The 8,912-nt window shown below is 64.1% G+C and carries 10 protein-coding genes; all 10 read right to left on the bottom strand.

What is annotated here, in order from left to right:
* Positions 1-63: 63 nt before the first annotated feature.
* A complete protein-coding gene (locus AC097A_RS13685; RefSeq protein WP_479621268.1) occupies positions 64-996 on the bottom strand; it encodes a TIGR01777 family oxidoreductase in 933 nt (310 codons plus the stop codon).
* Positions 997-1,096: 100 nt separating this feature from the next.
* Positions 1,097-2,713 carry an FAD-dependent oxidoreductase gene (locus tag AC097A_RS13690; RefSeq protein ID WP_479621269.1) on the bottom strand — a complete coding sequence of 539 codons (1,617 nt, stop codon included), beginning with the start codon at positions 2,711-2,713 and terminating at the stop codon, positions 1,097-1,099.
* The gene (locus AC097A_RS13695; protein ID WP_479621270.1) at positions 2,710-3,288 is read right to left on the bottom strand and encodes a DUF4166 domain-containing protein; all 579 of its coding nucleotides are present in this window, start codon (positions 3,286-3,288) and stop codon (positions 2,710-2,712) included. Before AC097A_RS13695 ends, AC097A_RS13690 begins: the two co-directional genes overlap by 4 nt.
* The gene (locus AC097A_RS13700) at positions 3,285-3,749 is read right to left on the bottom strand and encodes a thiol-disulfide oxidoreductase DCC family protein (RefSeq protein WP_479621271.1); all 465 of its coding nucleotides are present in this window, start codon (positions 3,747-3,749) and stop codon (positions 3,285-3,287) included. The genes AC097A_RS13695 and AC097A_RS13700 overlap by 4 nt, the downstream gene beginning before the upstream one ends.
* Positions 3,746-5,290, bottom strand: coding sequence for a polyamine aminopropyltransferase (locus AC097A_RS13705; protein ID WP_479621272.1), 1,545 nt, complete (start codon positions 5,288-5,290; stop codon positions 3,746-3,748). The genes AC097A_RS13700 and AC097A_RS13705 overlap by 4 nt, the downstream gene beginning before the upstream one ends.
* Before the next feature lie 8 nt (positions 5,291-5,298).
* A complete protein-coding gene (locus AC097A_RS13710) occupies positions 5,299-5,517 on the bottom strand; it encodes a DUF350 domain-containing protein (RefSeq protein ID WP_105260309.1) in 219 nt (72 codons plus the stop codon).
* 20 nt (positions 5,518-5,537) lie between these two features.
* On the bottom strand, positions 5,538-6,941 hold the full coding sequence (locus tag AC097A_RS13715; protein ID WP_479621273.1) for a DUF4178 domain-containing protein: 1,404 nt from the start codon (positions 6,939-6,941) through the stop codon (positions 5,538-5,540).
* Between the two features lie 231 nt (positions 6,942-7,172).
* Positions 7,173-8,213 carry an SPFH domain-containing protein gene (locus AC097A_RS13720; protein WP_479621274.1) on the bottom strand — a complete coding sequence of 347 codons (1,041 nt, stop codon included), beginning with the start codon at positions 8,211-8,213 and terminating at the stop codon, positions 7,173-7,175.
* A gap of 60 nt (positions 8,214-8,273) precedes the next feature.
* Positions 8,274-8,477, bottom strand: coding sequence for a hypothetical protein (locus AC097A_RS13725; protein WP_479621275.1), 204 nt, complete (start codon positions 8,475-8,477; stop codon positions 8,274-8,276).
* A gap of 95 nt (positions 8,478-8,572) precedes the next feature.
* A complete protein-coding gene (locus tag AC097A_RS13730) occupies positions 8,573-8,809 on the bottom strand; it encodes a hypothetical protein (RefSeq protein ID WP_479621276.1) in 237 nt (78 codons plus the stop codon).
* Positions 8,810-8,912 lie beyond the last annotated feature (103 nt).

Genomic DNA, 8,912 nt, shown 5'->3' on the forward strand with positions numbered 1-8,912 from the left:
GCGGTGCCCTGTCACAAGTGTTTCCAGCTGTTGCCGCGGGCAGCGGCCACTGGGTCATTCACCTCACACCAGGTCTTCCAGCGCCTGCTGCAAACCGGGGTAGGCAAATTGGTAACCGGCCTCCACCAGACGCTGGGGCACCACGCGTTGCCCGTCCAGCAGCAGCTCGGCCATTTCGCCGGCGGCCCAACGCAGGGGGGCTGCGGGCAGATGCAGCCACACGGGCCGGTGCAGCACCTGGCCCACGGTGTGGGCGAACTCGGCCTGGCGGATGGCACCGGGTGCCACGGTGTTGTAGGTACCTTGCATGCCGGTGTCTGCCATGGCCCGGGCCATGATCTGCAACACGTCGTGGCGGTGGATCCAGCTCATCACCTGTTGGCCATCCCCCAAACGGCCACCCATGCCCAACCGGTGGGGCAACAACATGGGTGGCAAGGCGCCGCCGGGCCCCAGCACCACGCCCAAACGCAACACCACTAGGCGCACACCCTGGTCTGCCACGGGCTGGGCAGCTGCCTCCCACTGCTGGCACAAGACCGACATAAAACCGCGCCCCGGCGCACTGGATTCCGTCAGGTGTTCATCCCCGCTGCGCACGCCGTAATAACCGATGGCGGAGGCCTGTAACCAGGCCGTGGGCTTGTGCACGGCGCGGCCCAACCATTGCAGCAGCGCCTGCGTCACCCCCACACGACTGTCCAGCAGCTGCGCCTGGCGTTTGGGGCTCCACCGCGGGCCCAGCACCGGGGCGCCGGCCAGGTTGATGACAGTGTCAAAAGCCTCCTCCGCCCCCAGCGCTACCAGGGTGGGCACACAACGGGCACGCGCTTGAAATTGTTGCGTTGCACGCGCGGGCTTGCGGGCCAGCAGCGTGACGGCATGGCCGGCGTCCAGCAGTTGCTTCACCACCGCCGAACCGATGAATCCGGTGCCACCGGTCACCAGCACACGCTGCGGGGGCAAGGCCAAAAAGGGATTGAGGGAAGATGTCATGCGCGCTTCAGTCTCCATGGCCACACCAACGGCGGCACCCACACACGGGGCACCGTGCCCTAAGCTACCAGAAAACGCAGGGGCGGCCCGTCGCGCAGCCTCATGCCCCCGCCCAGTGCCCCAGCGTGAACGCCTCTTCAAAGACGGAGTAACCCGCCCAGTCACTGTGGGCAAAACGCAGGCGGCCAGACTGCAAGCCAAAACGCTCTGTTTTTGATAGCTGTGTGCGCATATTCCATAGGGGTTTGAAGCCTATTTGACCCTGAACCGAGGGTATGGGAATGGCCATGGCGTGGCCGTAGCGCGTCAGCTCCAAACGCGTGGCTTTGGCCGGCAGGTCGGGGTGGGCGGCGGCCAGCTCGGCCAGGAGGGTGTCGCGCCAATGGGCCCACGGCTGCTCCAGCAACTGCTTGCGCCCGGCACCGGGGCCACCACCCCCATCGCCCAGCGCACGGTAGTGGGTGAGCACGGTGGCGCCGGGCACGGGTTGCAGGCTCTGGTGCATGGCGTCCACGTAACCCAGGCCTTGGGTGCCATACACCACGTTGTCCCAGCTGGGGGCCGGACCCGGTCGGTCAAACAACGGTTCGCGGATGTGGATGTTGGCCACCAGCCAGGGCGCGTAGACCACGCGCTGTGCGGCTTGGCGCAAAAAGTCCGGCGCACCCTCCACCACACGCACCGCGATAAAAATGGGCAGTGCCACGATGGCCTGCTGCGCCTGCCAGCGTTCCACCTGCTGCGTCGCAGTGTTGAAGGCATCCACCTCCACGCCATGGCGGGCCTGCGCCACGCGCAGCACCACACAACCCGTGTGCAGGCGCTCGCCCAGCGGGGCGGCCAGGCGGCGCGTGAGCCACGCATTGCCCTCGGGCCAGGTCAGCAACCCTTCGCGCTCGGCGGACTCAGCCCCCGGCGCGTGGAAGCCATGGCGGCTGGCAAAGTAGTGGATGCCGGCCCAGGCCGACACCGTGGCAATGCCCGCGCCGTAGTCGTCGCGGCAGCAGTAATCGAGGTACCAGCGCAGGTGCGGGTCGGTCAGGCCGTTTTGCTCCAGATACGCTATGAAAGTCATAGCTGCCAGCGCACGCTGCATCGGGGCCAGAGGCTTGGTTTGTATGGGAATGGTCCATTTGGCTGCACTTCGCGCCTGCTCCACCAGCATGGCAAACCGCCGGTACTGCACCAGCGTGGCCTCGCCCACGCCCTGCACCGGCAGCAACCCGTCCTGCCAGGCGCCGTTAAAAAACAGCCGCTCCTGCGGGCTGTGGCACAGATGGCGTTCGTCGTATAACCAGCGCCCGGCCACACGCTGGCGCAAGCCCAGTTCTTCCAGCAGGTCTTGCACCTCGGGCGCGTCGTCGCTGGGCAGCGGCAAGTAGTGCGCGCCCAGCGGGCAGGGGATGCCCCCCACCACACCCGCGCGCGCATTGCCGCCCGCGCTGTCTTCCAGCTCCAGCAGCGCAAAGTCGCCCATGCCCCGCAGGCGCAGCGCACGTGCGGCGGCCAGGCCCGCCACGCCACCACCGGCGATGACGGTGTGGGTGCGGTGGGTGACGGTGGGCGTCGGCCAGGCCGTGGTGTCGCGCAAGCGGTGGCCGCGCTCCACCTGGATGCCGGTGAAACCACCGGTGATATGGCGGGTGTCGGAGGCCGATGGCGCGCAGCCCAGCAAAGGCAGGGGCGCGGCGGCGGCGAGGAAATGGCGGCGTTTCACGACGCAGCCGACACGGGGTCCGTGGGCTCCAGCCAGCCGCGGTACTGCACGATGCGCCCGGCCAGCGGGTGGGCAATCTCCACATCAAAATGGAAACGCCCCCCGGACGCGTATTCGCGGCTGTCTCCGCTGGGCAGCAGCGCGAAGGGCAAGGGGATACGCCACAGGGCCCCGCTGCGCACCGTCCAATGCAGCGCCCCGTCCACCACCGCCAGCGCAATGTGAAAACGCAGGGGGCCGAACTGTTCCACCAGCAAGCCCTGGTGCGCGCCCTGGCCCGAGCGAAAGCGGCTCTCAAACCGCTGCGTACCAAAGTGCCGTATCCAACGTTCTTCGGCACCTTGCGCCTGCATGTCCACACGGACCGGCACCGCGTCGCCCGCAGCCGGAAAACCCATAAGGCGGCACACCGTGCACGCCAGCAACCCCGGCCCGCGCCTGACCGAAGCCTGGCCCGACAGCAGCAAGGCCATACCGGGCTGGTGACCGCGTTGCACGGCTGGTGCCAGCTGTTCAAACGCTGTGCCCAGCAGGCGCTGGAACAGGCTGGCAGGGGCCTTGTCCTGCGTGTTCACGGTGTGTCGCCCGTCACAAAGCGGTCCGCATCCTTGGGGTCCGGCAGGTAACACACCTCCCGCCGGCCAAACCAGCGGATACGGTTACGCGCCACCACGTCGTACAACGCATCCCGCCAGCGAAGCGGCAGCAGGCGGAACACCGCCGCCGCGCGCCACGGCCAGCCCAGGCCTTCGGCCATGCGGATGCTGCCTTCCGACTTGATGAAGACCTGGCCCGAAGCAAGCAGCAGATTGCTCTGGTAGTCATCACCCCCCAGGCCGTAGTGCGCGTACAGGGCCTGCCCCAACGGGGTTTGCGCGGCGAGCAGCCGGTAGACCCGGCGCTTATCGTGCCGGAGCACAAAGTTGGCCCAGCCGGAGCACAGAACGCAATGGCCATCGAACACGATGAGGGGTTTGTCATCCACAAAACGGGGCACGCGTGCGTCGCTGCGGTAGCTGTAGGCGGCCTTTGTCATTTCACCACCCTGCCCCATTCCTCTTCGTACGTGGTCACCAGCACCTGGTTCGACAGGCGATTCACTTCGGTGGGCACACGGCCCATGTCCTGCGGAAACTCAAACAGCAGCGGCAGGCTGGGCACATTCAGAAAGCGCAGGCCGGCGGGCAGCGCCGTGGGCATGCGGAAGGGGCGGCGGCTGGCCAACACAAAGCCCCATTCGCCAAAGCTGGGTACATGGGCGTGGTAGGGCGTGGCGGTCAGGCCCACGGACTCGACGGTAGTCACCACGGTCCAGAAACTCTTGCGCGCGATCAGCGGTGAGGTGGTCTGCACCACGGCGTAGCCGCTGGCGGCCAGGTGTTTGTCCAGCAGGGCGTAGAAGGCGTTGGTGAACAGTTTGCCCACAGAGAAGTTGGTGGGGTCGGGAAAGTCCACCACGATGACATCAAACACCTCGTCCGTGCCCTGCAGCCAGGTGAAGGCGTCGGTGTTGATGACCTTGACCTTCGTCGAGCGCAGCGACTTGCTGTTGAGCGCGGCCAGCTCCGGCGTCTGGCTGAACAGCGTGGTCATGGCCGGATCCAGCTCCACCAGCGTGACCTGTTCCACGCCAGGGTATTTGAGGACTTCGCGCACGGCCATGCCGTCGCCACCGCCCAGCACCGCCACTTTTTTGGGTGCCGCGCCACTGGCCGAAAACGCGGCCATGGCCGGGTGCACCAGCGCCTCGTGGTAACGGTATTCGTCGCGCTGGGCGAACTGCAAATTGCCGTTGAGGAACAGGCGGTAGCCCAACTGCCCCTCGCCCGGGGAATGGGTCACCACAATACGCTGGTAGGGGCTGGACTGCGCGATGATGGCTTTGTCCTGGTAGAGCCGGTCCTCGGCCCAGGTGGTGATGTGGTCGGCCGCGACCATGCCCGCGCCCAGCAGGGCCAGCACCACGCCACAGGCCCAGGCATGCGCCGCAAACCGCCGCAGCTCATGGCGAAACAGCCACAGCGCCCACAGGGCCACCGCTGCATTCAACAAGCCGAACAACAACCCGGTGCGCACCAGCCCCAGCTTGGGCACCAGCAAGAGCGGAAACGCCACCGATACGGCGAGTGCACCCAGGTAGTCAAAGGTCAGCACCTGCGAGACCAAATCTTTCAGCGCCACATTGCGCTTGAGGATGCGCATGACCAGCGGAATCTCCAGCCCCACCAGAATGCCGACCAGCAGCACCATGGCGTAGAGCACAAAACGGAACGAACCCGGCACCCAGGCATGCGCTACAAAAAGGATAGCTGGCAGCGCACCACCGGCAAGGGCCACCATCAGTTCTATGCGCAAAAAGTGGGCGGTGAGCTGGCGCTCGAAAAAGCGCGACAGATACGAACCAATGCCCATGGCAAACAGGTAGGCCCCGATGACGGTGCTGAACTGCAACACCGAGTCGCCCAGTAGATACGAGGCCAGCGCCCCCGCGGCCAGCTCGTACACCAGCCCACAGGCGGCCACCACAAACACCGAGGCGAGCAGCGCGACCTCCACCGGGCGTGGCCCGGCTTGCATCTCTGGCCTCAATGGATCGCGGCGGCGACGATGATGCAGATGCCCAGCGACATGGCCGCCACCACCAGGGCCAGCGCCTTGTTTTGTTTTTCCACAATCTCCAGCCACAGGTTGTAGGGCGTGATCTTGTCAATGATGAGGAAGCTGATCCAGAAGATCAGCACCCCCATCACCGCATACAACACCGAGCCCAACACCACATCCGGTTTCAACCATTCCATGGTTATCTCCTTGAAAATTCCAACATCTATTTGTGCCCGCCACCCGACGAAAAGCCGCCGTACGATCCGCCCGAAGAACGGTAGCTGCTGCTGGAGCAGTTCTCCACCTTCGGGTCGCAATCGGGTGAGCAGCGTGTCATGGCCAGGAAGATCAGCACCACCACAATAAACACCCAGAAATCCTGGCGCATGAAGGGATTGGTGCCGGACACCAATGGCCCCACGTCGGTGCGTTTGAGCAGTTCCTGCTTGTCCTTCAGCTTGAAGGCCATGGCCACCGTCGCACTGTCGATGGTGTTGCCCACCGACCAAGTCAGCTCGTTGGCCGTTTGCTCCAGCGACAGCAGGTTTTTGCCACTGCTGTAGTCGCGGTTCTCGGTCACCTGGTCGCGTCGCACCTGCCAGTAGAACTCGCCCACCACGTAGTTGGTGCGCGCGGTGTAGCTTTCCTTGAGCTGGTAGTGTGTGCCCAGGTATTTGGCACTTTGCTGGTTGCTGCTAACCACAGGCGCCCCCGTGGCGGGGCGCACCACACTCCAGCCGTCGGTGGAGTCCACCAGAAAAATGAAGCCACGCTTGGCGTTGTACAGCAGGTACTCTTCCCAGCCAAAATGTTCGTCGGGGTCGCTGGGGTCGGTACCCATGCGGTGCTGAAAGCCCACCACCTGCCACTGCGAGCCCTGCAGCGTGCCCGTGGTACCCAGCGGGATCAGGGGTTGCACGGGTTCGTCCTGGATCGCGTGCTTGAGCTCGCCGCCTATGCCCTGCGACAGGTCGATGATGCTGTGGCACGAGCCGCAGCTCATGCTTTGGCTGCCCGCCAGCTTCACGGTCAGCGTGGCGCCGCAGTTGGGGCAAGCAAACTGCCGACCCTTTTCGTCCTTGGCCGATTCGTCTTTCAGGCCCGTGAGCTTCAGGTCTTCCAAGAGCACCGACTTGCCCATGCTCACGCTGGGCGGCTGGCTGCTGTAGTCTACGCTGAGCACCTCGCCCACGCCCTTGGCGTCCACCGCCTGGCTGCGCAGCTCCACCATCGCAAAGCTGGCGCCCAATGCGGGCAGGCGCGGCAGCTCGCCCTGGGCCGCGATCAGCGCGACCGGCTGGTTGGAGGCGACGGTGAACGACTTGCCATTGATGGCCGTGGTGGCGCCGACGCGGAAGCGCTCGGCCGGCGGCATCTCGCGCTGCACGGCCTGTGCCGTAGTGAACACATAGGCACCGTTGTCCTCGCTCAGGTAGGCACTGCTGCCGTCGCCCAGCACCGCATGCCACTCGGTCCAGGTACCTTCGCCGTACTTGTATTGCAAGCGGCCCAGCAGCGTGAAGGATTGGCCATTCCAGCTGCCGCTGGTATGCAGCTGCAAGGGGCTGTGGTCGTCAAACAGCTCGGCCATCTTGCCGATGCGCTGCAACACATCACCATTGCGCACCACGGTGCTCTGGCAAAACGCGCAGACCGCATGCGTGCTCTGTGCACTCAGAAAACTGACAGGCGCACCACAGCCCGGGCACGGAGCCCGGTATGCGCGTTGGACAGCAGCAGTCTCGTTAGCCAAGGAGAGCGGAGCGGTAGAGGGTTATGCGGAGGTCAAGGAGAAGCCCGAAGGGCGGGGGACACGTAGCAGAACCCTCTGCCGCTCCACCCGCCGCTTCGCCAATGACTACACCAGCTTCTTCAGCAGCTCCGCCTTCTTGGCGTCAAACTCTTCTTGCGTGAGGATGCCCTTGGATTTCAGTTCGCCAAGCTTTTCCAGCGTGGCCATCACGTCCTCAGGCTTCACACCCGCCACTTGGGCCACGGCAGCCGCTGCCGGTGCCGCGTTACCTTGCAGGCCGGCCGCCAGGTTTTGCGCCAGCACCTGGCCCAAGGCCACACCGGCACCCAGGCCCATGGCATCGCCCGCAATGCCGCCGCCCGAACCCGCGCCCTCGGCGAATTTGGGAATCGCCTGCGCGGTCTGGTACTGCATGAACTTGCCCATGTCATTGCCGACCATGCCCATGCCGATCTTCTGGTCCAGAATCTTCTGCAGCTCTTCGGGCAACGAGACGTTTTGCACCGTCATGCCTTCGAGCTTCAAGCCAATCTTCTCGAACTCGGGCGCCAGTTGGCGCACCAGCGCCTGCGCAAAACTCAGCTGGTTGGCCGCCAGGTCCAGAAACGCAATGCCGCTGCTGGCCACCGCATTGCTAATGTTCTGCAGCACCAAGCCACGCAACTGACCGTCTACGTCGGCCGTGGTGTAACTCTCGCGCGTGCCCGAAATCTCGGTGTGAAACAGCTTGGGGTCGGCAATGCGGAAGTTGTAGTTACCGAAGGCGCGCAAGCGTACGGCACCAAAGTCGGCATCGCGGATGGTGATGGGCTGGGGCGTGCCCCACTTCTGGTCGATCTGCTGGCGTGTGCTGAAGAAGTACACATCACTTTTGAAGGGAGACTCGAACAGCTTGTCCCAGTTCTTCAGGTAGGTCAGCACCGGCAGGGTTTGCGTGGTGAGCGTGTGGGTGCCGGGGCCAAACACATCGGCCACCTTGCCCTCGTTCACAAACACCGCCAGCTGCGACTCGCGCACGACCAGCGTGCCGCCGTTCTGGATTTCCATGCCCGCCATGGGGAAGCGCCAGGCCAGCGTGCCGTCGTCCTCTTCAGTCCATTGAATGACGTCAATAAACTGTTTCTTGATGAAGTCCATAAGTGCCATGGTGTGCTCCCGTGCTTGTAGGTGGTGAAGATGATAGCGGGCCGATCTGGCAATCCAGGTTCAGGCGTAATAGATGGTGGTGAGTCCGATGGCGACTTGGCCGGCACCAATGAGCTGGGCCATGAAACCGGTGAAATAGGACTCTGGCCCATCACCATCGTCACGTGACCACCAAGAGAAGCGGGCTTCACGTTTGATAAAGGTGTAGATCCCCATGGCAACCACGATTGCACCGAAGATCACTTGAATGCGATCACCGCCCATATACCCCTCTGTAGTTTCTGACCTGCTCTTTTCGCACATTGCTGCGCCCGGCCCATCTTTTGTATGGGGAGTTTTGTACCACAGGCGCGCATCGCTCAGCTAAGCTCAGCGCCCATGTCCACGCACAGCGGGGGCAGGCACACGCTCACACTGAAGCCGGAGCTGCTTTGTTCGCTGCTGTACGTGCTGCTGTCTTGCAGGGTTTGGATGTTGGGCTTGCCCGTGCCACTGGTGCCCACTTCCATCTTGACTTGGTCGGCGGCGAGCTTGTGGGCGATAGGTGCTATTGAATTAATAGCTGCTCGCGCAATATGTACAGGGGGCGGACTCAAATCCAAGTGCAACACAGTTGGAGTTTATTGGATGACGTCAGGAGAGTGCTCAAGCTTGGCCAGCCACTGGCCGTAAACCTCCAAAGGAGTCAACCAACCCAGC

This window comes from Rhodoferax sp. XS2R6 (assembly GCF_056521365.1).